This window comes from Methanococcoides vulcani (assembly GCF_900111645.1).
Taxonomy (GTDB): Archaea; Halobacteriota; Methanosarcinia; order Methanosarcinales; family Methanosarcinaceae; genus Methanococcoides; species Methanococcoides vulcani.
Genome location: NZ_FOHQ01000001.1, coordinates 521383 through 546090, shown reverse-complemented (window position 1 = coordinate 546090; position 24708 = coordinate 521383). Strand labels below are relative to the sequence as shown.

The window sequence follows — 24708 nt, the reverse complement described above, 5'->3', positions numbered from 1 at the left end:
CATTGATTAATGGAGACGAGGAAATTATGAAAATTGTAGATTTGGAGAAAGCACCTGAGAAAGAAAACCCTCACAAAGTACTTGCCAAAGGACTCTTTGATACCGATCAGGTACAGGTCGTACACCTTGAGCTTAAACCCGGAGAAGCCCTTAAGTTACACAAGACACCAATGAACGTGTTCTTCTATGTGCTCGAAGGGACCGGGATTGTTGTGATCGGAGATGAGGAAGAAACGGTCTCAAAGGATATGCTTATCGAAAGCCCGAAAGCAATACCTCATTTATTGAGGAATGAAAGTGATAGCCTGTTCCGTTTCCTCGTTGTAAAACTGAAAGAGTGAAGAAATCATATGTAGAGGTCAGTCTTAAATCTAAGAAGACCTCTAGATCTTTTTTTATTGTTGAATTTACGATCTGATTCTTTTGTAATTAGTTAATATCAGACAGTTATCTCGCCTACGCTTATATTGCCATTATATACTATTATACGAGGATTGTTCCATAGATGATAATTTATGGTCATATTTTTGGTGGTATTGTTGTCCAACGTAGCACAGACCGTGTATCTGTATTCTCCTCAAGAGAAAACAGATCTTGGCACCATATACAGCGGCTTTGAGTATGAACAGTTTTTGCGGGAAACCATTTCGTGTTCACTCCAGATTTAATTAGAAAGCTATTGGACTTCATTCGATAGAAATGTACGATAATTCGATTGTTTTTTATAATGAAGCGGAGATATCAGCCCAAATTAACGAAATGCAGACATTAACAAAGCAACCATGTCGGAAACTATTTATTTAATACAAAGAAAACTAGCTCCCTTAATAGATTTAAATAAACAGATCAACGTTATTTTTCAATAATATAATAAAATAAATTTATTATTAATATCGATACATTTTTTGATCAAATGAGGTTATACAGATGAATGTTCTAATCGTTGGTGGCGGCGGCAGAGAAAATGCTATTGCAGATGCTGTTGCAAGAAGTGAACGCAAACCCACTATGTTCTCAGTTATGGCAAAGAAGAATCCGGGAATTGCCAGCTTGTGCGAAGATGTCCTTTTGATTAAAGAGACAGAAGTGGAAAAGGTAGTCGAGTACGCAAGATCAAAGAACATAGAGATCGCTTTTATCGGACCGGAAGCACCTCTTGCAGCCGGTCTTGCAGATGCCCTTGAGGATGTCGGGATCGGAGCAGTGGGACCCAGGAAAGATGTTGCACGTATCGAGTTCGACAAGGCATGGGCACGCAATTTCATGAAGGACAACAACATCGAAGGCTGTCCTGCATTCAAGGTATTCTCCAGTGAGGAAGGACTTGAAGAATATATTGAGGAATTAGGCAACGTTGCGATCAAGCCTGCAGGACTTACCGGTGGCAAAGGTGTCAAGGTCATGGGTGACCAGTTGCCTGACACAAAGGCTGCTTTTGAATATTCAAGATCACTCCTTGATGGTGACAATGTCGTTGTGGAAGAGAACCTGATCGGTGAGGAGTTCACATTACAGGCATTTGTTGATGGAAAGAACCTTGCATTCACACCATGTGTGCAGGACCACAAACGTGCCTTTGAGAACGACCTTGGACCAAACACCGGTGGAATGGGATCATATTCCAATTCCGACGAGCTTCTTCCTTTCATGAATGTTGATGATATCGAACCTGCAAGGGAGATAATGAAGGCAACCGTGAAAGCCCTCCATGAAGCAACAGGCACACCATTTAAGGGAATCCTTTACGGGCAGTTCATCCTTACAAAGGAAGGACCAAAGGTCATCGAGTTCAATGCAAGATTCGGTGATCCGGAGGCAATGAACGTACTACCACTCCTCGATACCGACATGGTGGATGTCATGTCCGCAGTTGCCAATGGAACACTTGATGAACTTGAAGTGAAGTTCGCTCACAAGGCAACTGTTTGTAAGTATGCAGTACCTGCAGGATATCCTGACGAACCGACAAAGGACAAAGAAGTCATCGTTGGCGATATCGGTGATGCGATATTATTCTATTCAAGTGTATATGAGAAAGATGGAAAAGTCTATACTACCGGTTCCAGGGCTGTAGCTGTTGTGGGTATCGAGAACACCATCGATGAAGCTGAGAAGATCGCCCAGAATGCACTTGAGAACATTATTGGAGACCTCCATTTCAGAAGTGATATTGGAAAGCCTGAGCTTATCCAGAGAAGAATAGACCACATGGAAGAGATCCGTGGTTAACTCTCAAACCTGAGTTGATAACATGAAACATCTACTATCAATAACCGACCTTACATCCGATGAGATCATCGAGATCCTTGATATGGCAGAAGACCTCAAGGAGAAGAGAGTACGCGGAAAGGTCACAGACCTGCTTAAGAACAAAAGCCTTGCGATGATATTCGAAAAATCATCCACAAGAACAAGGGTTTCATTCGAGGTTGCGATGAGCGATCTTGGTGGACACTCCATTTATCTTAATTCAAGGGATATACAGATCGGACGCGGTGAAACCGTTTCAGACACTGCCCAAGTGCTCTCCCGCTATGTTGCAGGGATCACTGCAAGGGTGAACAGCCACAAGACCGTAGAGGACCTGGCTGAACATTCACAGGTACCGGTCATTAATGCACTTTCCGACCTTGAACACCCATGCCAGATCCTGTCGGATTTCCTGACCATCCGCGAATACAAGAACCGCCTTAAAGGATTGAAGTTCGCATGGATAGGTGACGGTAACAACGTCTGTAATTCACTTATCCTCGGTTGTGCTCTCGTTGGCATGGAGATCGCTGTTGCATGCCCTGAAGGTTATGAACCAAATGCCGATATCGTGGCAAAGGGCAGGGAACTGGGCGGAAATATCAACGTCACGAACGACCCACAGGAAGCCGCAAGGGATGCAGATGTACTGTATACCGATGTATGGGTATCCATGGGTGATGAGGAAGAGAGAGAGAAAAGGCTAAGCGACCTTGCAGACTATCAGATCAATTCCGAACTGGTCGGTCTATCAAAACACAATGTGATCGTAATGCACTGCCTGCCTGCACATCGAGGCGAGGAGATCTCAGCAGAGGTCATGGAAGGTCCTCATTCCGTAGTATTTGACCAGGCAGAGAACCGCCTGCACGCACAGAAGGCCCTTATCCTGAAACTGATGGCATGATATGCCATCCACCTTCTTTTTTTAGGCCATTCAAAAGGCTTTGTACTATTTTAAAGCCGTTGTCCATTTTGATACCACATTCCATTTTACGCATCAGTCGCCGATTCGAAATGGATTATACTATATATGAACGACAACAATCTATAAATTAGATCAAGAGTCCTGTTTCTTCTTCTCTTGATCGACTCCTTTATTGACTCTTTTGAAGACCGGGGTATTCAAGACAACCTCCAAACCTCTTTTGAATACGCCCCCGGATCTTTTTTCAGTATTGAAAGCTTTTAGTTGTAACTTTTCTAATTATAAGATAATAGATAACACTGACAACTTCCTAAACTTAGGATAAAGTATATTACCCAGAAAGTATAATGTAATACTGGTGATAGATATGTGGACATTCTCAAAATTAAGTAAAGAAAATATGGACGCTATTGGTGCTGCAGAAGGAAAGCTGGGTGTAACCCTTATTGCTTTTTCAGAAGAGGGTACCAAATATGCAGCTCTCGGCGATGACGCTGTCAAAGAAGTAAAAGAGCTTGAAAAGAAATTAGGCCTTTCTCTTGTAGCTCTTGAAACAAACTAAAAGTGGATGTAACACCTTACATCCCTCTCTTTTTCTTATTTTCCTCAATATCAAAGGTCTAGTTCTCTAAAAATAACTATATTCCCCTAGATCATAAAGAAAAGAACGGATTTTCTACTTTCTATAATTGGTTCCAGGCAATCGAATTAAGCCAACAGATTCCCATAACCACAACGCTTAATAATGAAAAACGCTACTATTGGCTAACCGCGTTGCGAGGGTTGCCCAGCCAGGCCAAAGGCGCTAGGTTCAGAGCCTAGTCTCGTAGGAGTACAAGGGTTCGAATCCCTTCTCTCGCACCAATTCTTTTGGATATAGGTAACAGCAAAAAACGAACTCTTATAATAATTTCTTAATCTTTGTGAAAATAAAAAAGTAAAATAATGAGCTTATCCAAAACACCAATACGCAATTATGTTATTACTTAAATAAAATTGCCAATACGTATTTTGTATTAGGCAAGAAATATGGGATAGCTCAAAAAGTTATCAATTGCAGATTATTCGTCATGTTCCTCGTGGTATTTCTTAATCTCCTCAGGAGTAAACTTGTTTAACGCGATTGCCCGTGCTTTACTACGCAGGAAACTGGGAACAACTTTTAAAGCTTCTGATTCATTTTCAGCATCTAAAATAACCCAGCCTGTGTGTACACCAGCCATGCAACCGAAATCATACTGTTTCAATACGTCAGTTCCCATTGCGAGCACTTCATCCACCGCTTTTGGACATTCCTCCGAAGTGTGTGGCGATTCTACAAAATATTTTACCATGATTTTTGCCCCCACTATCTTTAAATTTTATTGGTTTTAAGCACCAATAATACCCCAGAATATGCATATGATTTTATAAAGGAGCATAGTACTAGTGCAGTCTTCAAAAACGAAAATGAGTGAATTAAATGGTAAAAATAAAAGGACACGAAATCGATTCGATCATTATTAAGGATGCTGGCAATCGAAGAGCTATGCAATTTAAGAATAATATTGTTACGGTTTTAAGAAGGATCGGTGTTAACGAAAATGACATTGATATCCCTCTTGAACGTATAGCAATGAAAAAAGCTAAAGCTTCTGCAACCTGGTACCTATCAGACCATCGAATGCATTACAGCCATAACCTGCAAAGTAAATATGTCGAAAATCTTCATGTCCTATCCAAAGTAATTGAGATCGAAGTAAATCGGGTCCTTTCTGAAGAAAAAACATTATCCGATTTTATTTCAGAGTTCAAAGAGGATTCAGATGTTTATAATCGGCGCAAAGAGGCGCGAGAGTTTTTTGACTGTGACCATGATGAGACCGATTTTGAGATCATTAATAAAAAATACAAGTCGATGGCAAAAAAGTTGCACCCGGATATGCCAACTGGAGACACTGAGAAATTCAAGAAGCTAAATATTGCACATAAGATACTGAAGAGAGAATTAACATAAGATCTCTTCAGCCCTCAATGCATTGAAAATTATTTCAATGCTTATCGTTTAATTATGCGGTGATTTCGAGTTTTGCTGTTTCAACGGGTACAAAGTAGATCAATAACCATCTTCCCCAACAGATCTACCTTGAGATCTTCCAATAAATATATATTAAATTGAACACATTTTTTATTCTAACGGGGAAATGCAATTAGGGGTATTGTAGATTTTTTGGATCAATACAGTATTGACGTTCATATTTATGCTGAAATATTGAAGAATGGACATGATACAGAGATCAGTGTCTGGCAGAACAGTTGTGGCCACCATATGTGTTACAACCAACCTATTGCACCCTGCAAGAACCCGATAAGCAGCTTTAATAAAATAAAAAGTAAGCTCAAAAGTATATTATAAATAAACAGTGGGAGTGAAAATAAATGGACAAGATGAAGAAAATGGGTCTGTTAGGGGCAACAGCTTTGATTGGTGCAGGACTGGCAGCACTATCTGAAGAAAGAATTAAGGATTTCGTCAAGGAAAAGATCGAACAGGGTGCAATGAGCAAAGAAGAAGGAAAGATCCTTGTTGAAGACCTTGTGAGTGAAACTAAGAAGCAGAGGCTTAATCTGGAGAAGAACATCATTGAAAAGCTCCACGGTACGATCAAAATGGCTGATAAGGAACTGGAAAGCCTTTCAGATAAGATCGATGAAATGAAGATCCAGGAACTTGAGGCTGAGCTTGACAAGATGAAAAGTATGAGGAAGGCTAACGATTAAATTATTAGTCTACTGATAGTATATTGATAATAAAGCCACTTACTTTTTCTTTTTTTAATTGATCCTATTTCGTATCAATAATGTTCGTATCATATTGTTAATTCTATTTGTTTCGGAAAAGGGGAGGACAATAATGAAAGTTGTAGCATTCAATGGAAGTCCCAGAAAAGAAGGGAATACATCACGCCTTGTCGGACATGTACTGGAAGAACTTGAGAAGGAAGGAATTGAGACCGAAATTGTCCAGCTTGGTGGTAATGCCGTTCGTGGCTGTACCGCCTGCATGAAATGTTTTGATAAAAAGGACAAGCGTTGTGTCATTGAGAATGACATTATCAATGAATGTATTGAAAAGATGATCGAAGCCGATGGCATCATAATTGCAACCCCGACATATTTTGCAGACCTGAGTGCAGAAACAAAAGCCCTGATCGAAAGGGCTGGATTCGTTGGTAAAGCAAATGGAGAGCTTTTCAAACGCAAGGTCGGAGCAGCTGTAGTGGCTGTAAGAAGAGCAGGGGGAATCCATGCTTTCGACTCCATCAACCATTTCTTCACGATATCTGAAATGATAATCCCGGGCTCAAGCTACTGGAACGTGGGACTGGGGCTCATGCCTGGCGATGTGGATTCAGATGGAGAAGGCGTCCAGACCATGGAAACTCTTGGTCAGAACATGGCATGGCTCCTGAATAAGATCACTGATTGATGGCTGAACTTGACCATACTCGGTCATTCAGCTTTACTTTTTTTGCCTATACCTTAAGAGGAATGAAAAAACATATCAGTTATTCTCAGTCTTTTGATCATTATGAGAAAAGAATTCCTCAAACATTTTTTTAAAAATTTTATAAAAATTATATTAACTGTCGGCAATGTTTATATCCGACGAGGCATATAAAAGTAAACTGGTCACCATGTTGACCGGGGAGCAACAAACAGGATACTTGCAGATACTGTAATGTATTATTTTATTTTGTATTTAGACAGAGAATTTGTGTTGTATTCTGTAGATCGATCTTAAGATAGGAGGCAATGTTATGGGATGGTTTGATGTCGTTGCGGGTGTTTGTACAGGCGGTCTATACACTGCCGGGAAAGCTATTTACCAGGCAGGTAATGCGGCAGAGTCTGCCGGAAATGCAGCAGAAGAGGCAGGACTGGCACTTGCGGTCATTGGTTCGACCATTGAAGCTGTCGGGGAACAGCTCGAATCAACACTTAAGGAAGCAGAAGAGCTGCTGACAATAAGAAGAATGACACCAAGGGATGAAGATGATCTCTGGGATGAGGAAAAGGACAGGCTGAATGCACTTCGACAGGAAGAGACACGTCTTAAGAACAAGCTTGCTGAAATGGGAGTTGAAGACGTAACCGATTTCAGCTTTGATTTCTGGGACATGTTGTCCAATATGCAGGATGTCATTAAGAAGTTCCAGATAATGGCAAGACTTGCATCTGTCAGAAAAGAGATCCATGATATATTCTATCAGGAACCGGGTGTCCTTGCCAATGGTATCTACAATGCAAAAGAAGCACTTGAACGCTTCAATACCATTGAACAGCCAATGATCGAGGATATACTTGATTCCCTTGATGATAATCTGGAAGTTAGCGAAGAAGTGCTTAAGGAAATCAAGAAACTTTTTGTGACGAAAAGAAAAGTGCCGGTTTCAATAGCCGATCTCAGCCCCAGCGTACAGGGTCAGCTGGAGATGATCCGGAAGGACAAGCAATATTATGAAGGACTGATTGCAAGAAAGGATACGGTCACTTCCCAGCTTGCAAATGTCATTGAGCTTTTCCCGGAGAAGAAATTCGACATAAACATGGGATCCATATCCATTGCCGGAGCAAATATTCATGCAGGTGATATCGTAAAGGAAGGACCCTATGTCGAAGACATTGCAACGGAAAGACCTCACCGGGACGATTTTGTAAGGGAAGGAACACGTGCCGAGGATATTGCAAGGGAACGAGTTCATGCAGAAGACATCAGAGAGGAAGAAACACACCGAACCGATATTGAAAGAGCAAATACGGCGATAAGGCATGAAAGAATAACTGACAATGGTTTCATCGAAGAGGAAGAACCACACCGAGCCGAGATCGAAAGGACAGGTACAGCGATCAGGCATGAAAAGATAACTGACGATCATTTCATCAGGAGAGCAGAGAGAACCTCCGGAACGGACATTGACAGGGAAATTTCAAGAGATATGGCCGTTGAAGAACGTGAAATGCGTACAGCAGCAGCCACTTACACTCCCGAAATAGCAAAACCCAGCATGGAAGCCATTTCAAAAATGAAAATGGCTGTTGCGAAGGGGCCTAAATACTCAATGATGTCGATGCAGCCACACGGTGCCATAATATCTGCTTCACTCAGCACAAAGTTCGATGGCTACCAGAGGAACTACGACCTGCTCAAAGCTCAGAAGACCTTCTACTACAGGCAGTCCCTGAAGCTCGAAAGGAAGTACGAACTCCTATCAAACAAGTGGGTGGAAGAGCCCGGAATAATCCCAAAGACACTGGATGAACTTCACGGAGTGCTGAAGAACGTCAGGACAGAAGAGCAGCCACGCATAGACCAGCTACTTGACAACCTGAATGCGAATCTGACGGAATCCCAGGAAACACTTTCAAAAGCAAATGACACAATGGATTCCATCCAGAATGCCCTTTCCATCCTTGACATGGATACCGGAAAGATCAAGATGGGTGCCATGGTGATCGGTGGATTGATCGTGCTCAACCTGTTCGTTGGACTGATAGTGCTTATTCGGATGGCACTTGGGTACTAAGGGCTTTTTTGGTGAATTAATGCTGAATGGCGCTTTTTGGTCATCCGGTTTCTTTTTTTAGTGGCGCTGGATAGCAATAAGAAATTAGACAGATGAAACGCAGGTATATCCATACTGATGGCGTTGTTTACATTGGGAAGGAAGCCAACAATATTGATATGCAGGAGCTTGAAGGAAATGCGGTTGAGACCTATCTTGATATCAAGAACTTTCATGAATGGGTACTTGGTCTGACTCCTGATGATGTGCGGGAGATAGGTATTGAACACAGGAGTACATTGAAGAGGATCAAGGATAAAATAAAGAATGGGAAGAAATTAAATTATGGGAAAGGTACGGTGAAGGTGTTGGTGAGGTATTTTGAATAAAAGTGAAAAAGGTTAGGTTTTTGATAAACATAAACCTTTAGTCTTTCTCTTCCTCGTCCTTTACCTCATCACCCTCTTCATGTAGTTCCTCAGTTTCGACCTCATCCGACTCTTCCCCATCTTCATCGTCTTCTTCTATCTCAAACTCCATATACTGATCGATCTGTTCATCTGTCAATGAGGTTCTGTTCTTGATCTCGGATATGATCTCTTCCATATTAGTAGTATTGAGAATAAATTCATCCTTACTCTTATTGATCTTTATTTTTACTTCTGCCTTGTCATCCTTTACTTCTACCTCGATGTCAATCTCTTCCTCATCCTCATCTTCGTCGGATTCCTCTTCTGCAGCAGGACACTCTTCATTATTGCTCCAGAATCCGATTCCCCTTCCATATTTCTGGTTTACCTTGTCCGCAAGGTCCTTTGCCAGTTCTGCTGTGTCTTTTGCATCCTCCCAGTTATCCTTTGTTTCGGAGTCATTTAAGATATCCCATGCAAGCTGGAGCGTTTCATTTGGGGAAAGTTCGGTTTCTTCAGAATACTCTGAAACATCAACTGGAATGACGACAGAAGATGGCAACAAGCCACAGTTGACGTTCTTCTCCAGAGCAGAGATATGTTCCTGCGCTTTGCTTTGCATGTCATTCATCCTTCTGTCGTGGAGTTCGAAAACCCCTACATCACTTTCGATCCTCTGGATCTCATCATCTATTTCTTCGTCACTCTTCTGGGTTTCTTCTTTCAATTTTATTTTTGTCTTTTCCTTCTCATTTTCAATTTCGATCTCCACCTCTGCGGCACTTCTCCTCATATCAGCTAGAAGGGAATTGATGAGTTCCTGTTGTTGAGATGTCAAGTCGCCTTTTATCTCGATCTTGATCTTTGTTTCTTCAATTACATCTTCTATCTCTGTGATATGCTCCTCAACTTCCTTGTCGATTATGATCTCATCCTCTATCTCTTCCATTGAATCATCCTGTTCAATTTCACCAACGGAAGACTGAACTGCATTCATCACATCTTCATGACCAGATCTGGCAATTTGTGCCCCTTCCACATTATTTTCATTGATCATTTCCCTGGTTTCCAGCAACCGCTCCCTTGCAATGTTCAGTCCCTTCTTTGCCTTTTCGTCCTGGTCGAAGGTCAGTGCAAGATTGATGTTATCTGTTGCTTTGTCAAGAAAATACAATTGGGAATTCGGTGTGATCCCCGCATCAATAGAAGTATCATCAGTCTCTATTGTATTTTCAGTAACAGGGTAACAACTCGCAGTACTTACCGCTGCTACGGTCAGAAGCATAAATATAAAAAATCGAATAATTGTTCTCATTCTGTATCCCCCTTTGTGAAATGGAATTTATTATATATGGTGTATTTATGTTAAAGCACTTATTTATTTGCAACCCACATACTATTTAAAAAATAATAGAATGTACTATTTAGATTTAATAATTCATTTTAGAGGGCATATTCTATTGTGCGAATTATATGCAAAACCCCGTTGCCATATTTTTCTTTGTATATATCCCCAACGTGCTGTGCGGGGGGTAAGATCTGCACCTCCCCTACCCCACCCACATTAAACATTCTCCCATTAACCGTTACATCCATAGAATAAATCCAAAAGCTTTATCTATATTATGCATTATAATGCATAACTATGGGACGCCCGAGAAAAAGAAGAATGGTTAATTTTGACCACAATGTAAGGCATTTCAAACCATCAGGTGTTTACCTGAAAGATCTGGAAGAGGTCAACATAACCATTGACGAACTGGAAACCCTTAGGCTGAGCTATCTTGAAAAGATGAAGCAGGACAATGCAGCTCAAACAATGGAAATACACCAGTCGACCTTTCAAAGGACGCTCCAGAGAACACTGCAGAAGATTGCAGATGCTCTCGTACATGGAAAATCAATTCGAGTAGAAGGAGGAGATTATACAATGCCAGGAAAGGACGGAACAGGACCGATGGGTCAGGGACCAGTTGGAGGACAGAATCAGGGTCAGGGAAGGGGACAAAGAGGATTCCGCGGAGGTAAAGGCGCCGGAACTGCCGGACCCGGAGGAGAATGTAAATGCCCGAGCTGTGGTTATGAACAAGTTCACCAGCCAGGGGTTCCCTGTGCCCAGATGACCTGTCCGGAATGCGGGAAGCCTATGATCAGGAAATGATCAGGCAGAGAAGTAAACTGCAGAATCGCACAGAAAAACCGGAATGCCATCAACAGATGTGATAAAAATGAAATCAAGGATCATCTACGGACCAATCCTTTCAAGAAGGCTTGGAAGGTCGCTTGGAATTGATGTGATCAAAAAGGGCGAGTTCAGGAAGAACTGCAATTTCGACTGTGTCTACTGCCAGCTCGGACATGTGGACTGGAAAATATCAACCCCTTCAGAAGCTACAGGTCTTGTAACAACTGAAGAAGTGATCGATGGCATCACAAACTATCACAAGAAAGTGGATGACCTTGATTACATAACATTTTCAGGAACATGTGAACCTACACTGAACCTGGAACTGGGTAACATGATCGAACAGATAAGAAAGATCAGCGATGTTCCAATTTGTGTAATTACGAATTCATCCCTCATGAACAGAGAGGATGTCAGGAAGAACCTTTCAAAAGCAGATCTTGTGGTTGCTACGCTGGTATCAGGAAATGAAGATACTTTCCAGGCCATCAACAGACCTGCACCCGGGATCGAACTTCAGGATATCATCGAAGGCCTGAGAGAACTGCAGAAAATGAAAGGTCCGAAGGTTGCCATAGAGGTCATGCTACTTGACTCGAGTAATGACTATCCTACAAATTCAAGCGAGCAGGAGATCGAGAAGCTGGCCGAAGTTCTCAGGTACATCGATCCGGATGAGATCGAGGTACTGACCACAAGCCGACCACCTGCTGAGGATTTTATTGTCCCGGTATCTGAAACACGGCTCAAGGAGATCGCACAGAAGTTCGATGAAGAACTGGGAAGGGAAAGAGTAAGACTGGTACTGAAAGGCCTGAAAAGAAAGAGATCGAACATAAAACATGAGAACCTTGTGGACGAGGTCTATGACCTCATACTTCGAAGACCCTGTACATTTGAGCAGGTCGTTCAATCTCTGGATATTGATAAAGAAGACCTTTCCCCGATAATTGAAGGACTTGTCGAAGAACAGAAGATCATTGAGATCCTATCCGAGAATGGAATGTACTACCGGGCAGCATAACTAAAAAAGAATTCAAAAGGGATGAACATTACATCCCAAGCTGTTCTTTTTCAGAACCACGTGTGCAGTAGTATACGTTCTTAAGACCCATTTTTTCAGTAACAGGGCAGCCTCCACAGATACAACCCTTTTCCTCGGTTATACAGCCACTTTTAGCAATCGTAGGGAAACAATATCCGCCCTCTTCCCCACATTCCTCCCACGAGGGACAGTTGGCGCAAACACACATCGATAATACCATTTCCTTTTTCTTCTGCATTTCTTCCGGGCTCATTTCCATAGATATATCCTCCCATTTCTCCCAATTTAGTCTTTCATACGATCTTTGGACCACTCATAGGAATATCCTCAGGTCCTGCTACACTACAATGCTGTGGAAAACTGCAGCCCATCCGGTCAATATCTGATAAATATCCGGTAGTGATCCGCCACAATGTACCTTCCCCAATATGACTTTTCAGATCATCATATAAACAGATAATGGAAATTGAACATTGGATATCGTTCAGGAGAAACTCAGGCTAGTATCTGACCATTATGGAACATATGTGAACAGACAGGAAATGGTTTCATAGAGATAAGTTCATATAATAGCTACAAGACGAATTTGCTACAATTCTGAGAAAGAAAGACCATTCCCAGATAAAAATAAACAATCTAATCAGGTGATACACATGCTGTCAAAATTCAAAGACAAGGAACCTCTTGTCGCTGAAACTGCTTTTGTTGCGGATTCTGCAGAGATCATCGGAGATGTTGTTGTCGGTGATCACTCAAGCATCTGGTTCAATGCAGTTATTCGAGGAGACATGGACAGGATACAGATCGGAAACCGTACAAGCATCCAGGACAATTCAGTGATCCATACCGACCCTCCCCTGAAGGTCGAGATCGGGGACGACGTAACTGTGGGTCATGGTGCAGTCCTGCATAGCTGCAGGATCGGGAACAATGTCCTCATAGGCATGAATTCCACAGTGCTTGACGGGGTCGAGATCGGAGAGAATTCGATCGTTGGTGCCAATGCCTTAGTTCCCCCCGGAAAGAAATTCCCGGCTAATAGCGTGATCACAGGAGTTCCCGGAAAGGTCAGAAGGGAAGCCAACCCTGAGGATGTTAGTATGATCAAAGAAAACGCTGCAGCATATGTGGAGCTTGCAGCTGAATATAAGAAACAGCAGAAGAGCTGATAGCTTTTCACATACCTACTAATTAATTCAAGGGAATGCAATTCAAAGGAATGAGGTCCTATGGAACAGCAACTGAAGGAAGCCCTTCTGGATAAGTGCAGGGAAATGGAAATACCTGTGGTAGGGGTAGCCAATGTTGAACGCTGGGAAAAGCCCCTGTTCCAACCATGGATACCGGAAGAGTTCTACCCACATTCCATCTACCCTGAAGCAAGGTCTGTGATCGTCATCGGACTGCCGGTCACCCTCCCGGTACTGGAGACCTCCCCGTCGATATATTACAGGGAACTCTACAAAACCATGAACAGCCTGCTGGACCAGTACACTTACCGCCTGTCCAGCTTCCTTACTGAGAAAGGATACCCCTCAGTCTTCGTTCCAAGGGACGGATACGGCTCTATCAAGGTACTTCTGGATAATCCCGTTGCTTTCTTTTCACATAGACATGCTGCATTCCTTGCCGGGCTTGGGAACTTTGGAGTGAACAACACGATTCTTACTCCTGAATACGGCCCAAGGATACGCTTTGGGACTATTTTCACCACTGCTGAGCTCGAATCGGACAACACCATGGAAGAGCAGCTATGCAACCATTGTATGCGTTGCGTTAGAATGTGTCCATCGAATGCACTTGAGGAAAAGAATTATCCTCAGGGAATAACCGACAAGAAAGCCTGTGCTTCCTTTAGCGATGAATTGAACAAACGCTATGTATCGCCCTGCGGGATCTGCATAAAGGTCTGTCCGATAGGAGAGGATCGCAGGACCTACAGAAGGGAAGATGCTTCAATGTATGAAAATAAGGACGATTTTAAAGAATACCACAATACATGGGAACATGTCCGTCCTTATGGCGGAAGATGAGTGAAAATGAACGGATCAAGAACAACTGACCTGCACTGACTGATAAGATCAGGAAAGGAAAATAGAAAAAAGGATCAAAGGACATCCTTTAAAGCATTTGCAGCAACATAGACACTTCCGACACCGCAGATGTAATGGGTGACCTTTACTGCCTGCATGACCTCTTCCTTTGTTGCACCTGCTTCCATGGCCTGTACTGCAAGAGAGGTTACACCGTTCACGGCACCTTTTGATGCATCAAGGGCCATTGCCATAAGAAGCTTGTATTTCAGGGGGATGCCATCTTCCGGGAAAGAAGTCTCGCGTGTTTCCTCAAGAAGCTGGAAAAATTCTGCATCGGAATCGATAATTACCTGAAGTGGATTTTCTGACATATTATGATCGACCTCATGTTAAGACTGACAGGAATATATATGAATTTGTTCATAATCAACAAATACATGAGAACATTTCCCTTACCTGACAAGACAGAGAACATTCTCCGGGAAAACGGAGAAAGCGGGAGCTTCTGGGAAGACAGAAAAGACCGGCATCATTGTGGTATCGATCTTTATGCACCTGAAGGTGAACCTGTCATTGCTATTGAGAACGGGGAAGTTACCGACATTGGGATAATGACATCTCCTGAAATGATCTCTTACTGGAATGAGACCTACTACATCATCATCAGGAACCATTCCGGACTTTTCTGCAAATACGGCGAGCTTGGTTCCTCGAACATAAAGGTCGGGGATACAGTTGAAGCCGGCCAGGTGATCGGTCACGTCGGGACTGTGCTGAACAGTGACAAGATCGATGGGAATGCTCCCGAATATATCCAAAAATTAAAAAATAAGAATCCCAGCATGCTCCACTTTGAGCTATGGGAAGCTGATCCTGTCGTTGAAGACAGCGATTATCTCGGAGGCAATTGGTTCGGGGACAAAATGCCTCAAAAACTACTGGACCCTACTGAATACTTGAGGTCCATTGAAATTAATTAAAGTTTAAGAAATAGATCACAGGACCCTGACCGTAAGGTCAAGGGTCTGTTCGTATCCTGTAAGGTTCACCTCTGGCTGCATGTAGACAGCAGAGACATTCTGCCCACCTACTGCAATTGCCTCAATTTCCCATTCATGCTGCCCATAAAGGGACCCCTCTGATTGCGGGATGAATTCATCCCCTCTTACCTGGAGACCATCCGTCAATGTCATATTCCAGGTATATGTATCGGCTGTGGATTCGAACAGCCGGATAAGCATCCATTCACCTTCTTTGATCTCGATCGCATTACCGAAATAGTAGCCATCCACGATGAATGAAGGATAAAGTTCATGATCCCCTTCCACGACCAGGGTCATTTCGAAATCTTCCGGAACAGAGGACTGGCCGTTCCAGGAATTGTATTCCACCATAATGGATTTCTCACCAATGGACAGGGCCTCAAAGGTCCATCCATAGACTGAATCATCATCCACAGGGCTATATGATGATGAATATCCATATCCCTCTTCCTTTATGGACAGGTCATCACGTCCTGAAAGATCCCAGTAGCCATCCGAAGGTGCATCAAGATCGATACGTACAATACTTCCAGCTTTTACTGATACTGTACTGCCATTGTCCTCTTCCGTGAAAACATAGTCCGCGGGCATCTTCTCGACCTCAGGGAAAACGAATTGGTCATCTTCTGCCGGAACCATTCCCACAGAAAGTGCAGCCATCACCACACCAACAAGCATCACCGGCAGTAGATAGCGTTTTACGGACCTCTTTGTAGAACTGCTGGCATTGTCATAATAGCGCCCTTTTATTACCATTAGCAGGACCGCAAAAAGACATCCCAGGAAGAACCAGAGACCGATGTTATCGGAAAGGTCCGAAAAGAACGTATGAACGCTGTCCATAAGTTGAGGAGCCGCTTCTTCAGGAACTGCCTTTGCAACTTCTTCTACGACCTCACCGGCTTCAGGTGAAGCCAGCATATCCATAGGTGCTTCACGGAGGACTTCCTCTTCCATATCATACGCCATCATTGCAGGTGCTGTGAAGGCATCTCCATTCCCTATAGCAACCGGTCTTGACAGATACTGAAGCCCTGCAGCACCAAGGAATGCAGCACCGATAACACCGATATACTGTTGTAGCATGCTGATTATGGAAGCCCTGTTGACATTCATGTTCCCCGGAGCTACTATGATCAGTTTCTGTACCGGCTCGTATATCTTGACCTCACGACCTTTGGAACTCCATTTTATCCTGTGTACCTTGATAAGATCGGCTTCCAGCAAACTGTCAATGTTGTACTTGATAGTGGTAATGGAAAGACCGAGCTTTTTTGAAATGTCCGTTGCAGACATGGGCTCTTCGGAAAGAAGGTCCAGGATCTTCAGGGACTTCTCATTGGAAAGCGTCTGGGTGATCTTCTTTGAATCTTCGTTGAGCGGAAGCACAACTACATTGTCCGAACTTTCCTGATCTGCATCTTCAGTTTCAGCCTTGTTCTTATTTTCAACGTTTTTAGTGACCATGTTCGCACCAGAGGTTGATCTCATACAACCATACTATTGTCTTCAGAAGAGAATGCAACAAACCTTTTAGCAGGTCCGTAGATATCTTCTTTCCCCTCCAGACCGGAGGATGTGCTCTTTATCTCTACAAGATCGGACTCCATCAAAGCCAGTACCTTATTTTCAACCTCCACAAAAGGAAGACCGGTCTTCCGGGAAATTTCCCTGACAGAAAGCGGATATTCCGAAAGCACTTCCAGTATCCTGAAAGAACCTTCTCTTGAAAGCACTTCAGTTACAGTCCTTGACCCTTCAGCAATAGGAAGGATCAGGAACTTATCAACGTTTACGGGATTTGATACACAGTCCATAATGATAGTCCCCTTTTTTCTTTAGACGTTATTATCAGATCATTTCCACATGAACATCAAGATCATGTACCCCGGGATCTGTAGGTACAGAGTTGTGCCAGGTACTGTAATAGTCACCATTTGAAAGGCTTCCATCCCCATCCACGTCCACATGTACTGACAGTGAATATGTCATTCTTTCGTCAAGTTCCGGGTGATTGATCAGGTATGATACCGGCTCAATATTATCACTATCCATGGAAACACCAGTAATAGTATCCTCTGAGATCACAACTGATGCAACATCCTGAAGGCTTACATCCTCAACTTTCAGGTAGATAGTCGCATTAGAGAAGGACTCCACAGGTTCATCGAAGATAATCATTCCCTGAACAGCATTTTCTTCTGATCGCTGATCTTCAGCATCTTCATCGGCTTCATGGTCTGTTCCTTCATCTGCTACTTCATCAGCTCCAATTACCTCATCTGCCGGCCCATCGGAGGCGGTTTCCGTGCAGCCCATTGAAAATGCAACGACCATTACTAACAAAAGTGTCAGGCCTAATGCAAAATATCTATTCATTTTTATCATTTCCTTAATGTTAACTAAATGAACAAATGGCTCGTAGATATATATCATTTATTTAAGCTACAAAATAATTCGTAGTCTTAGAAGCAGGAAATTCAACAAAAGAACAAAAAGAAGAGAATGGTATGATCAGGCATTTGTTGACTTGAAGACATCTTGCTTAAGGATACCATACTCGTCAAAACTTGAACGGATCGTCATAAATATGCCAATGGCTACCGTCATCACAGTGGATACATATATCCCGACCATTATAGCCATCTGGTACTTGATAGCAAGGATCGGACTGGAACCTGCAATGATCTGACCGGTCATCATTCCCGGCAATGCAACTATACCGATGGTGGACATATTTGCAATGGAGGGTTTCAATGCCAGATCGAGACTTTTTCTTGCATAGGGAAGAATTGCTTCATGCTTCTTCGCACCCAGCGACAAACTGTACAGATAACGATTCTCGTTCCTTTTTATAGCATCATAAAAGCTGCTAATGCTTATGATATTGCCACGAAGGGAATTTCCAAGGAACATTCCGAATATGGGTATCAAAAATCGGGCATCAAAAAGGTTCTCGAGGTTCACCACAAACATATTGAAGTAAAGAAGTACCAGGAAATTACCTATTATAAACGAAAATATAGTTGGTACCAGCAACTTCTTCAGATCAAGCCCGACATCGCTTATTGTAGTATGGGTTGCCATGATGAGCATGACCAATAACCACAAAAGGTTCACAATTGAGTTGTTCAGATCAAAGAGCACTGTCAGGAAAACACCCACAAAAGCAAGTTGTACGACCATCCTTGAAACCGAAACAACTGTATCCTGTATGATCCCGAGTTTAAGGTACTGACTTACAAAAACAGGTATTACAAGCAAAAGAAAACATGCTACCAGAGACAGATAGCTAATATCATAGATTTCCATTCAAACACCCACCGGTACGACCTTTACATTTTCCTTTTCCCATACATCATCGTGGGAAATTATCACCAGGGTCCATTCCTTGCGTTCCAGGAAATAATTAGCGACCTTTTCCTTTAATGCAGCATCAAGGGAGGAAGTGATCTCATCAAGCAGGTAGATGTCCTTTCCTATGAGCACTGACATTATAATGCCGATCCTCTGCTTTTCACCACCAGAGAGCTCTTCGAAATTCATATCAAGAACATCCTTCTCAAAACCCAGATAAACAAGAAGTCTTCTGAGCTTGGTCCGGTCAAGTTTTCCTTCATTGAACGAATAAGAAAATACTTCCTCGATAAATTCATCAACGGAACCTTCATAGATGTCAAGGTCCTGAGATACATAAGCGATCCTTTTCCTTGCATCCCATACAGTATTGCTATCAAGCAAACTGTTGTTAAAATATAGGTTTCCACTTGTTTGATGGGCAAAGCCCATTGGCATCTTTAAAAGTGTGGACTTGCCTGCACCGGACCTGCCTTTCAACAGGATCCGATCCCCTTGTTTAATATCAAGATCGAAATGCGATAATACTTTTTTCTCACCATAACTGATGGAGATATCTTTATAATTCAAAAGTTCTGAACTCATGAGCTTTTGGTCACCTTATGATGTTGAGATAGGTTTATAGGAAAATCCTTATGACCCAGCAGGATAATACACCAGTCACTGCCAGTAAATGATTTTAAACACTACTGCACACGAATGTTATATGAAAGTAGTTATCCAAAAATAACATGTTTTGCATATTCATTCATACAGAGTTATTATTTTGTGTTATTTTCGTTGAATGAAAATAACACTTGTAATATATGACTAATTAAATAACGATATGATTGGAATGAAAGCAGAGAAGCTGCGCTTAACTCTACTGAAAGACAGACTTGGAATTTCTCGGCTGGAAAAAACCATCCCTACACCAGTCCGGGCAGAAAAGAAAGGATTTTGCTCCATCAGAAGAGCAACAGAGGAGCTATCGATCGTCTGTCCACAGAAAATATGAGATGCCGGATGAGAACGAGAACTGACATTACACATTTCTGACGTTACTTATATATCCCATCTTCCCAATCTTTTTTATTATGACAGCGTGGAAGAAAGCTTCAGAGGAACTTGGGGAATTGATCGGAGAAGCAGTTTCCGAATATGATGTTGAGTTTCGGAAGATGTTCGGCAGTCCTGTCTATTTTGTAAATGGTAACATGTTCATCGGCGTTCATGGCGATGGCATCATGCTGCGCCTGCAAGAGGAAGACCAGTAAAAGCTCTATGAAGAGTACGATGAAGCAGCTCCTTTTACACCAAACGGCAGGCGCATGAGAGAATATGCACTGATACCACCGGCAGTATACGATGATGAGATCGAGTTCCGTAAATGGCTTGACATATCGTACAGTTACGTAAGTTCCCTTCCGAAGAAAGAGAAAAAGGAAAAGAAGAAAAAAACAGCTTCCAAGAATACAAAAAAGAACGAGAAATGATGCTAAGAAGCATCTTTCCCATTCCTGTTTTACATATCTTCCTTGATATACTTGATCATCCTCGGCGTCAGCAGTGGGATGATCTGCGGAAGCATGTTCGGCATCAGGTTCTCCATTGACTGTGGCATGAGATCAGGCATCTGTTCCTTCATGTCATCGGACATCTGAACACGTTTCTCGACAGCTTTGAGCATGTCAGGCATCACCTTTGGCATTATGGATGGCAAAAGCATTGGCATCATGACAGGCATCATTGGCTTCATCATGAGGTCCATGCCCGGCACGTACTTGACCATCTTCATCATACCACGCAGCGGAGCAGGCATTGCAGCCATCATCTGAGGCAAGAGTTCCACCATCAGGTCGGTCATGTTCTCAGGTTTGAGGAGCGCGATCATCTGGTCGAATGTCACCCATGCTGTAAGTGCGGTGTTCGTCGTATCGGGAATATCATATCCCATACTTCGGGCAACGGTTGCTGAAAGGTCCTGGACATCCACCGGACTGCCACTCTTCTCTGCAGCTATTCTCAGCTGTACCTGACAGCATGGACAGGCAGCTACCATAATGTCAGCACCGATATCCTCAGCCTCCTTCAGCCTCATGTTACCGACTACGTTGGCAATATCCGGATCTGCAACCAGTGTCAGCACTGAACCACAGCAGTGACCTTCTGCCCTGTTGTGCTCCATTTCACGCAGTTCGACGCCTGGAACCGATTTGATCAGGTCCCTTGGTGGCTCATAGATACCACCGGCACGACCCATGTGACATGCATCGTGGATTGTGACGACCTTGTCAAGAGGTGTTACGAACTTCTCAGAAAGGACGTCAAGCTTGTCCTGAAGCACCTGTGAATAGTGCTTTGCCTCGAAATCATACTCGATGCCGAGCTTCTCCGCCCACTGGCGATAGAAAGTGTCCCAGACCAGCCAGCATGCAGGACAGGATGTGATAACGGTCTTTACACCCTTCTTCTTCATGTTCTCGATGTTCATTCTCATGATCTTCTCGAAAACATCCCACTTACCGGCAGCAAGCATTGGGATACCACAGCAGGATTCTTCCTTGCCAAGATATGTTATCTCCATACCTGCATCTGTCAGCAGACGCACTGAAGCTTCAGCAATATCCTTCTCCACAAAGGAAGCGGTACAGCCTGCAAAGTAAGCATATTCGGCCTTGTCCTTGATCTTGGGCTTAAGGTCCTCAGGCAGCCATTCTTCCCTGTTCTTGAGGTATTCTCCCCAGATGTTACGCTCTTTAAGCAGGCTGGAAGCCATGATCTCGAACGGCGGGATGGTCATCATGCCACGTTCTACGACCAGTTCTTCCCTCATGGTCATCCAGGAATCATTGATTGGAAGGTCAAGCTGGCATCTGTGGTCACAAAGCTCACAGGTCGTACAGGCAAGGAAAGTGTCGACCTGCTCCTGTATCATCTTGTCCCTGCCGGCAAGGTATTCCTTGATGAAGAACCACTTACCCCTCGGGGACTGGGATTCCCAACCGCGACCGTAGTACTGGTCACATTCCTCAACACAGTAACCACACTGTGCACAGGTGTATGCATGGGACACGATGTCTGCAGGGATATCCTTCTGTTTTTTGAACGTCTCGTTCCCTACACCGCTTCTGTTTCCGACGAATCTCATGATCGGTTCGAAAGCCTTGGAGAATGCAATTCCGGTCTTAAGGATGCCTTTACCGGAGATGGTCTCCGGGTTCATGATATCATCCGGATCTACCTGCTGCTTCAGTGCCAGCATCTTCTTAAGACGGTCACCATAGACCTTTTCTGCCTCCTTAGCAAAGTAAAGTCCTGAAGCATAGATCCTACCACCATTCTCCTCGGCGATCTTGATAATGCTGATACCAAGTGGGAATGCAAGGTTGAACTTGAACGATCTCTCGGAATGGGGAATAAAACAGAGGAGGATCACATTCCCGTCCTTTGCGACCATACCTTCCATAAGTACAGGAAGATCGATCTTAGCTTTGATCTCATTGAAGACCTTACCGACCTTTTCAACAGGTACGATGATCTCCGCAGGGATGAACGAAGGTCCAAGCCTCTTGACCTTCATGGAACGGAACCATTCACTGGCTTCATGTTTGGAAATATCTTCAGAAAGGATCTTGCCACCATTGCGGGTTATGATATTTTCAAGGGCACTAACATCCCTTGATCCAGGATAAATGAAGTTACAAATATATGACGCAGGCAATTCCGGCCTGTCCTCGACAACCGTTTCGCCGTGGTGGGTAGAAAATGGCATTTCATTCTTCATGCCTGCCCAATCGGGATTTATAAATGAGATAGACCACAGTGGCACTTTTTCTTCAGCTACTTCCAGGAGAGCCTTCTGCATGGACCCTGGATCAGCAAAATCCGCAGAGATAGATGCAGTATCTTCCTCATTGCGTATCTTCAGGGTGATCTGGGTAATGATACCAACAGTACCCATACTTCCGATGAGGCTGTCCATTTCATCGCCTGTGAAATCCCTGACCTCGCCGTTTGGAAGCACTGCTCTTGCAGAGACCATGGTGTCCTGTGACCAGCCGTATTCATAGCTACCATAACCGATACCGTTCTGTGCAAGCCAGCCACCTACTGTTGCAGCCGGGGCACTTGAAGGCATGGCACAGACCGAAAGGTCCTTTTCATTGAGCTTTCTCTCAAGGCGTTCCCATACGATACCTGCTCCGACAGTTACGGTCATATTCTCAGGATCGATGGATATGATGTCGTTCATCAGGTTGACATCTGCAATGATACCGCCTTTTGTAGGAATAACACCACCATAACCGGATGATGCTCCGGCACGGGGGACAATAGGAATAGAATATTTTCGTGAGAAATCCATGAGCTTGACAATGTCGTCCTCTGTACGCAATTTTACTATCGCGGCCGGATCAGTGTTGCCTAGCATCATCTTTGCCATTGACGGAAGTGCTCCGACATCATGACAGTAGAAGTGTCTTTCACGTTTGCTGAAATTCACGCGGTCGCCAAATATACCGCCGAGTTCCTCCTCCTGGGAGGAGGTGAGGTTTGCTGTGCTTTTTGCCATATGATCTTCCCCCTTACAATGTGGGTCGTTTTTCAATATAAACTTTATAGATTATTTTTGAGTTTTATCCAACTTAAAAAAGGAAAAATTGGAAACAATGTTCTCCATTTAGAATGACAGTGAATCCTTCGGACATTTGTCAACACATCGTCCGCATTTGATGCAGTCCGGGTTGTTGCCGATATCACGAACTTCAAGTTCCATCGGGCAGACCTTCTCACAAAGCTTGCAGTCAACACATGACTCATGATCCATCTTAAGCTGGTGTTTGTTACCGCCGATGACCCTCTGCATTGTTCCCATTGGACAGGCGTTACACCAGGACCTTGTGTTGAAGTAGCCTCCAAGCATGGTACCGATGATGGTTGTCATAAGACACATTGAGACAAGGATGGTACCGATGAGCTCAAAGGTGTTCTGTGCAGCAAATGTTACCGAGATACGGTACATCATGAGAGCCATCATGAGCGTGAATGCAGGAACCCTGACCCACATGCTTGACAGGATCTTCGGGATCTTCCTTTTCTTTGAGATCTTGATTATACCGTAATCGAAGTAGCTTCCACGCGGACAGAGATTCCCACAGAACCAACGCCCTCTGAAGAGGCTGGTTATGAACAGTGTTCCCATAACAAGGAACATGAAGTAACCAAGGATCGGATACCAAAGACCCCCGAGAGAGACTATGACCACCAAAGAACCAAGATAAGGTGTTATCTTAAGCATTTACCAGTCCTCCAGTTCCTGTTCGACCTTCGTTACCCATTTGCTGACAATGTCCATGATCAGCTCTTTGATCTCTGTTTTGCTGTTTATCCTGTAGATGAATGAATATCCGCCTCCGTCGAGGTTGTTCTGTGATTTTGTCAGTATGCCTTTCTCATGCAGCTTCTTGACAGACCTCTGGACGGTTGAAAGATCGAGTTCTGTAAGAATTGCGATCTGCTCCGTTTTGCTCCAGATATCAGGCTCTTCAAAGAAGTACTCCAATACTTTCATGTCAGCCCGCGTCAGGTTCAGAGCACATTTTATCACATCTTTAATTTTGAATTCCTTACATGCGAAATCGATCATTGAATCACCTTCATTTATTGTCAGTACTGCTACATTATTACAGTTCTATATAAACATGGTTAAGTACTGGAGGAAGATGGATGGTTTTGGCAGTACCGTGGGAATTGAATGTTAATCGATGTATTTTTACATTATCACATATCCTAATTCGAAAAAATATTATAATATAAGAACCATGAAAATTTAATCTGTTGGGAATAAAATCAAATTTTAAACCACATGGTAAGATTTAAAAATATAGAGATTTCGATAAACCGCTCCAACAGAAGCAAAATTTATAAC

29 protein-coding genes and 1 tRNA gene are annotated in these 24708 nt (G+C 43.2%); 18 read left to right on the top strand and 12 right to left on the bottom strand.

All coding sequences use genetic code 11. The features are described from left to right. The first annotated feature begins 26 nt into the window (after positions 1–26). From BMX02_RS02810 to BMX02_RS02790, 5 genes are all read left to right on the top strand, one after another. On the top strand, positions 27–341 hold the full coding sequence (locus BMX02_RS02810) for a cupin domain-containing protein (protein ID WP_091688852.1): 315 nt from the start codon (positions 27–29) through the stop codon (positions 339–341). Between the two features lie 586 nt (positions 342–927). Beyond that, on the top strand, positions 928–2229 hold the full coding sequence (gene purD / locus BMX02_RS02805) for a phosphoribosylamine--glycine ligase (RefSeq protein ID WP_091688850.1): 1302 nt from the start codon (positions 928–930) through the stop codon (positions 2227–2229). A gap of 22 nt (positions 2230–2251) precedes the next feature. Further along, on the top strand, positions 2252–3157 hold the full coding sequence (gene argF / locus BMX02_RS02800) for an ornithine carbamoyltransferase (RefSeq protein WP_091688848.1): 906 nt from the start codon (positions 2252–2254) through the stop codon (positions 3155–3157). 388 nt (positions 3158–3545) lie between these two features. Further along, complete coding sequence (locus BMX02_RS02795) at positions 3546–3740, top strand: hypothetical protein (protein ID WP_091688846.1); 195 nt, start codon at positions 3546–3548, stop codon at positions 3738–3740. 214 nt (positions 3741–3954) lie between these two features. Continuing rightward, positions 3955–4042 (top strand) — tRNA-Leu (locus BMX02_RS02790). 197 nt (positions 4043–4239) lie between these two features. Here BMX02_RS02790 and BMX02_RS02785 read toward each other — a convergent pair. Further along, positions 4240–4512, bottom strand: a complete 273-nt coding sequence (locus tag BMX02_RS02785) for a hypothetical protein (protein WP_091688844.1) — start codon at positions 4510–4512, stop codon at positions 4240–4242. Positions 4513–4640: 128 nt separating this feature from the next. Between BMX02_RS02785 and BMX02_RS02780 the strand changes: the two genes are divergently transcribed. The 5 genes from BMX02_RS02780 (at position 4641) to BMX02_RS02760 (ending at position 9113) form a co-directional block, all read left to right on the top strand. Further along, positions 4641–5174 carry a DnaJ domain-containing protein gene (locus tag BMX02_RS02780; protein WP_091688842.1) on the top strand — a complete coding sequence of 178 codons (534 nt, stop codon included), beginning with the start codon at positions 4641–4643 and terminating at the stop codon, positions 5172–5174. A gap of 422 nt (positions 5175–5596) precedes the next feature. Next, positions 5597–5938, top strand: a complete 342-nt coding sequence (locus BMX02_RS02775; RefSeq protein WP_091688840.1) for a hypothetical protein — start codon at positions 5597–5599, stop codon at positions 5936–5938. 133 nt (positions 5939–6071) lie between these two features. Further along, a complete protein-coding gene (locus BMX02_RS02770) occupies positions 6072–6647 on the top strand; it encodes a flavodoxin family protein (protein WP_091688838.1) in 576 nt (191 codons plus the stop codon). A 331-nt stretch (positions 6648–6978) separates the two neighbouring features. Continuing rightward, the gene (locus BMX02_RS02765; RefSeq protein ID WP_091688836.1) at positions 6979–8745 is read left to right on the top strand and encodes a hypothetical protein; all 1767 of its coding nucleotides are present in this window, start codon (positions 6979–6981) and stop codon (positions 8743–8745) included. Positions 8746–8837: 92 nt separating this feature from the next. Next, positions 8838–9113 carry a hypothetical protein gene (locus BMX02_RS02760; RefSeq protein ID WP_091688834.1) on the top strand — a complete coding sequence of 92 codons (276 nt, stop codon included), beginning with the start codon at positions 8838–8840 and terminating at the stop codon, positions 9111–9113. 37 nt (positions 9114–9150) lie between these two features. On the opposite strand, the gene BMX02_RS11780 is transcribed toward BMX02_RS02760, so the two are convergent. Beyond that, positions 9151–10449, bottom strand: coding sequence for a DUF5667 domain-containing protein (locus tag BMX02_RS11780; protein WP_167879281.1), 1299 nt, complete (start codon positions 10447–10449; stop codon positions 9151–9153). Between the two features lie 354 nt (positions 10450–10803). Here BMX02_RS11780 and BMX02_RS02750 point away from each other — a divergent pair, with 354 nt between their 5' ends. Together BMX02_RS02750 and BMX02_RS02745 are read left to right on the top strand one after the other, a co-directional pair. Next, positions 10804–11295 (top strand): DUF134 domain-containing protein, encoded by a 492-nt coding sequence (locus tag BMX02_RS02750; RefSeq protein ID WP_245725350.1) that lies wholly within the window; start codon positions 10804–10806, stop codon positions 11293–11295. Between the two features lie 67 nt (positions 11296–11362). Beyond that, positions 11363–12343: a radical SAM protein gene (locus tag BMX02_RS02745; protein ID WP_091689112.1), complete on the top strand. Its 981-nt coding sequence runs from the start codon at positions 11363–11365 to the stop codon at positions 12341–12343. A 28-nt stretch (positions 12344–12371) separates the two neighbouring features. Here the strand turns inward: BMX02_RS02745 and BMX02_RS02740 are convergent, their stop codons facing one another. Further along, positions 12372–12623: a DUF2769 domain-containing protein gene (locus BMX02_RS02740; RefSeq protein ID WP_244625032.1), complete on the bottom strand. Its 252-nt coding sequence runs from the start codon at positions 12621–12623 to the stop codon at positions 12372–12374. Between the two features lie 394 nt (positions 12624–13017). Here BMX02_RS02740 and BMX02_RS02735 point away from each other — a divergent pair, with 394 nt between their 5' ends. Together BMX02_RS02735 and BMX02_RS02730 are read left to right on the top strand one after the other, a co-directional pair. Then, positions 13018–13533, top strand: a complete 516-nt coding sequence (locus BMX02_RS02735; protein ID WP_091688827.1) for a gamma carbonic anhydrase family protein — start codon at positions 13018–13020, stop codon at positions 13531–13533. Between the two features lie 60 nt (positions 13534–13593). Further along, positions 13594–14397, top strand: a complete 804-nt coding sequence (locus BMX02_RS02730) for a 4Fe-4S binding protein (protein WP_091688825.1) — start codon at positions 13594–13596, stop codon at positions 14395–14397. Positions 14398–14471: 74 nt separating this feature from the next. Here the strand turns inward: BMX02_RS02730 and BMX02_RS02725 are convergent, their stop codons facing one another. Next, a complete protein-coding gene (locus BMX02_RS02725) occupies positions 14472–14771 on the bottom strand; it encodes a carboxymuconolactone decarboxylase family protein (RefSeq protein ID WP_091688823.1) in 300 nt (99 codons plus the stop codon). Between the two features lie 66 nt (positions 14772–14837). Here BMX02_RS02725 and BMX02_RS02720 point away from each other — a divergent pair, with 66 nt between their 5' ends. After that, positions 14838–15380, top strand: coding sequence for a M23 family metallopeptidase (locus BMX02_RS02720; RefSeq protein ID WP_091689109.1), 543 nt, complete (start codon positions 14838–14840; stop codon positions 15378–15380). Positions 15381–15395: 15 nt separating this feature from the next. On the opposite strand, the gene BMX02_RS02715 is transcribed toward BMX02_RS02720, so the two are convergent. From BMX02_RS02715 to BMX02_RS02695, 5 genes are all read right to left on the bottom strand, one after another. Beyond that, on the bottom strand, positions 15396–16910 hold the full coding sequence (locus BMX02_RS02715; RefSeq protein ID WP_167879280.1) for a protease inhibitor I42 family protein: 1515 nt from the start codon (positions 16908–16910) through the stop codon (positions 15396–15398). A 20-nt stretch (positions 16911–16930) separates the two neighbouring features. Continuing rightward, positions 16931–17260 (bottom strand): hypothetical protein, encoded by a 330-nt coding sequence (locus BMX02_RS02710; RefSeq protein ID WP_091688819.1) that lies wholly within the window; start codon positions 17258–17260, stop codon positions 16931–16933. Between the two features lie 34 nt (positions 17261–17294). After that, positions 17295–17822 carry a YbaY family lipoprotein gene (locus BMX02_RS02705; protein WP_167879279.1) on the bottom strand — a complete coding sequence of 176 codons (528 nt, stop codon included), beginning with the start codon at positions 17820–17822 and terminating at the stop codon, positions 17295–17297. 135 nt (positions 17823–17957) lie between these two features. Then, a complete protein-coding gene (locus BMX02_RS02700) occupies positions 17958–18755 on the bottom strand; it encodes an ABC transporter permease (RefSeq protein WP_091688815.1) in 798 nt (265 codons plus the stop codon). Continuing rightward, positions 18756–19385 carry an ABC transporter ATP-binding protein gene (locus BMX02_RS02695; RefSeq protein ID WP_091688813.1) on the bottom strand — a complete coding sequence of 210 codons (630 nt, stop codon included), beginning with the start codon at positions 19383–19385 and terminating at the stop codon, positions 18756–18758. Positions 19386–19626: 241 nt separating this feature from the next. Between BMX02_RS02695 and BMX02_RS11775 the strand changes: the two genes are divergently transcribed. The 3 genes from BMX02_RS11775 (at position 19627) to BMX02_RS11770 (ending at position 20275) form a co-directional block, all read left to right on the top strand. Then, positions 19627–19797 carry a hypothetical protein gene (locus tag BMX02_RS11775; RefSeq protein ID WP_394328873.1) on the top strand — a complete coding sequence of 57 codons (171 nt, stop codon included), beginning with the start codon at positions 19627–19629 and terminating at the stop codon, positions 19795–19797. Between the two features lie 79 nt (positions 19798–19876). Continuing rightward, a complete protein-coding gene (locus BMX02_RS02690) occupies positions 19877–20056 on the top strand; it encodes a TfoX/Sxy family protein (protein ID WP_091688811.1) in 180 nt (59 codons plus the stop codon). Between the two features lie 54 nt (positions 20057–20110). Next, entirely contained in the window at positions 20111–20275 is a 165-nt protein-coding gene (locus tag BMX02_RS11770) for a hypothetical protein (RefSeq protein WP_167879277.1), read from the top strand. A gap of 29 nt (positions 20276–20304) precedes the next feature. On the opposite strand, the gene BMX02_RS02685 is transcribed toward BMX02_RS11770, so the two are convergent. From BMX02_RS02685 to BMX02_RS02675, 3 genes are all read right to left on the bottom strand, one after another. Further along, positions 20305–23352, bottom strand: a complete 3048-nt coding sequence (locus BMX02_RS02685; RefSeq protein ID WP_091688809.1) for an FAD-binding and (Fe-S)-binding domain-containing protein — start codon at positions 23350–23352, stop codon at positions 20305–20307. Between the two features lie 108 nt (positions 23353–23460). Then, positions 23461–24078: a 4Fe-4S binding protein gene (locus BMX02_RS02680; RefSeq protein WP_177165238.1), complete on the bottom strand. Its 618-nt coding sequence runs from the start codon at positions 24076–24078 to the stop codon at positions 23461–23463. Continuing rightward, positions 24079–24426: a MarR family transcriptional regulator gene (locus tag BMX02_RS02675; RefSeq protein WP_091688807.1), complete on the bottom strand. Its 348-nt coding sequence runs from the start codon at positions 24424–24426 to the stop codon at positions 24079–24081. Positions 24427–24708 lie beyond the last annotated feature (282 nt).